The sequence below is a fragment of the Okeania sp. SIO2F5 genome, assembly GCF_010692685.1.
GTDB lineage: Bacteria > Cyanobacteriota > Cyanobacteriia > Cyanobacteriales > Microcoleaceae > Okeania > Okeania hirsuta.
Map to the genome: position 1 here is coordinate 1 of NZ_JAAHGU010000280.1, position 2,580 is coordinate 2,580.

2 protein-coding genes are annotated in these 2,580 nt (G+C 34.0%); both read left to right on the plus strand.

Annotated features, from left to right (window positions below):
- Window positions 1-746 precede the first annotated feature (746 nt).
- Window positions 747-1,646, plus strand: coding sequence for a sulfotransferase domain-containing protein (locus F6K27_RS32875; protein WP_287280150.1), 900 nt, complete (start codon window positions 747-749; stop codon window positions 1,644-1,646).
- Window positions 1,647-2,136: 490 nt separating this feature from the next.
- Window positions 2,137-2,334: a hypothetical protein gene (locus F6K27_RS32880; RefSeq protein ID WP_124147020.1), complete on the plus strand. Its 198-nt coding sequence runs from the start codon at window positions 2,137-2,139 to the stop codon at window positions 2,332-2,334.
- The last annotated feature ends 246 nt before the right edge of the window (window positions 2,335-2,580 follow it).

A 2,580-nucleotide genomic window follows, 5' to 3' on the forward strand; every position in this document is an offset into this window, starting at 1 on the left:
ATTCATACAATGTTCCATACTCAACGTGATGATTCAAAATGGTAAACCCCAGAGCTACAAAGTAGAAATCTAGTTAACTTCCAACTAAGGGAGTTTTTGGCGATCGCTACTTTCATGCAACAAAGCCGATGGTAGGTGTAAATTCAAGTGAAAACACTGGAAAGGGAGCAGAAATTTGGGATATTCCTTCAATATCGCTTCAATAGAACATTTTTATGATACTTAATCATCCGGATATGGTATATAAAACAAATTTAATCTGTGTTCAACATTTAGTATTGTAATCCTTAAAGCGGTTGTGTATATAATATCTGGAAATTAGGAAAAAGGGAAGATTTAACTAGAAACAGCGGTGAGTTTTTTATAAATTATGCACGGATTGATATAATATTCAGATTATTTACAATAGTCTATCAATGCAGTAAACTAAACCAAGATATTAGCTATTTTGCATTTAAACCATATATCTAAAATTTGTGCCAAAAGGAACTCTTAACAGTGGTGCGACCCCGCATCTGTAGTAGACGCAAGGGAATGGGCGCTCCTGTGAAGGATATAGAATTTAAATTATTCTTAGCTTAATTAGGAATGAAGAGTTACTAATTCATCAGAATGTGTGGAAGATAGCTCTTAATAAATTATAATTTAAGCATCATAGTAAACTATGCTCTAAACTCCGAATTAGTAGTCTGATACCTTTAATAATAAATGTCTATATCTATAAGTTTAAATTTAGGAGAAATACAATGAAGTTACCAACTTTTCTAATAATAGGAGTACAGAAGGCAGGAACTACATCCGTCTATGGATATTTAAAGGAACATCCCCAGGTGTATATGAGTCCCATTAAGGAAACAAATTTTTTCGCTACAGATTGGGAAAACAATACAGAAAAAAAACCAGATACAGGAACAAGAAAAAGAATTAATAGCTGGGAAAGATACTGTGAACTATTTATGAATGTAAAAGATGAGATTGCTATAGGAGAAGCTTCTCCTAACTATCTTGTTAACTATAAAACTTCATCGGAAATGATTCAACGTTATGTTCCTGATGTGAAAATGATTGCTATATTGAGAAATCCTGTAGACAGAGCTTATTCTGATTATTTAATGCACCTTCGCGATGGGATAAATGTGGGAAAAGTTCGTTCTCTAAGCGAACAAGTTAAATTTCGTGCAGATAGTTCTTCAACAATCAAGAAAGGATTATATTATTCTCCTATCAAACATTATTTTGATAGTTTCGACCGGGAAAAATTAAAAATTATTCTCCATGATGATTTAACTAAAGATTCTTTAAAGGTTATGCAAGAGATTTATAGATTTATTGGGGTAGATGATGCATTTAACCCTGATACTTCAAAGCGTAGTCAAAGTGCGGCTGTACCTAAGAATCAAACATTGAATAATTTATTGAAAACAAAAAATCCAGTTAGGACAGCTATTTCATCAACGCTTAGAGTATTAATGCCTTTAGAAATGCGGCAGAAATTACGCTCTAGTATAATTAAGTTAAATTCAGCAGGAAAAGAACTCAAACCTCTTTCTTCAGAAGAGCGTCAAGTATTAACTGAATTCTACCGTGAAGATATTATCAAGTTACAAGATTTGATTGACAGAGACCTTTCATCTTGGTTGGAATAGTATGGTAAGCATTCAGTATTCAGCAGTCAGCTATCAGCTTTATTATCTTTAAAAGAGAAAAAGCAATTTTATCAAAGTTTTAGAGTAGGAATCTCTGTCTGCTAACTATAACGTCTTAGTTTTTCTATTGTTGTCGCTTTTGTGGTGATGAAAAATTAGGCACTCATAACTATAACGTCTTAGTTTTCCATCTACTAAGTAGGTTACTTCTACAAATCAGGCACTCATAACTATAACGTCTTAGTTTTGCCATCTAGTAGATGTTGTTGCCTCTAGAAATCAGGGACCCATAACTATAACGTCTTAGTTTTGCCATCTAGTAAGTATGATCAGGACTTACGCATGAGGTACGAAAAACAACGATCCCCCTAAATCCCCCTTAAAAAGGGGGACTTCCGGTTTCCCCCCTTGTCAAGGGGGGTTAGGGGGGATCTCCAGCAGTGTATCCACACTTACTGAAAAATTCGGCGTTGGTAAATTAGTGTATGATATGAATCTTAATTCTTTAGGAGTCAGGAGTCAGGAGTCAGAAGGAAAGAAAGAAGAAGAAACCCCGAGTAGAAAGATAAAGTTTTTCGGGGAGCGTAAAGGTCACGGAGTTCTATTGCGCTCTTATCCAGACATGGTATCATATCTCAAATTACCAACTCCAAAAATTCTATACAATAATGTTCTAGCACGTTGCTGAAATACTAAGAAAATTTTTGAGGCAAAACATTGGGTGGTTATGTATAAGCATTTTTTGTGGGTTGGGTTGAAGTAAGAAAGTTCTGATGGTTACGGAGAATCAATGTTTGTATTTGTAGCTATTACAATGATTGTAAAAATTATTTTATTGAGCTATGATTTTTCGTAAAACAAATCAGCAGAATCAGATACCACGACGTTTTCAAGAAAGAATACAAGTAGCTAAAGATAAAAAACTTAAGAAGTT